The following is a 228-nucleotide window of genomic DNA, read 5'->3' as shown; positions in this document are numbered from 1 at the left end:
CACGTGCAGGGTGACGTGCCCGAACTCCACGCCCTTGTCCTTCAGTGCGGCCAGCAGCGGTTCGTCGAAATGCAGGCCGGCGGTCGGCGCCGCCACCGCCCCCACTTCGCGCGCGAACACAGTCTGATAGCGCTCGCGGTCGTCCACGCCCGGCTCGCGCTGGATGTACGGCGGCAGCGGCAGGCGGCCGGCATGCAGCAGCCATTGTTCCAGCGATTCCGGCACATG

Annotated in this window: 1 protein-coding gene; it reads right to left on the bottom strand. The window is 69.7% G+C overall.

Annotated elements, in window-relative coordinates; translation table 11 throughout:
• On the bottom strand, positions 1-228 hold a 228-nt coding region (locus RRF55_RS28365; protein WP_439419350.1), incomplete at both ends, for an S-adenosylmethionine:tRNA ribosyltransferase-isomerase.

The organism is Klebsiella sp. K47 (assembly GCF_051858335.1).
Lineage (GTDB): Bacteria > Pseudomonadota > Gammaproteobacteria > Enterobacterales > Enterobacteriaceae > Klebsiella > Klebsiella pneumoniae.
Note: the sequence above shows the minus strand (reverse complement) of the source record. Positions and strands in the feature narration are given on the sequence as shown.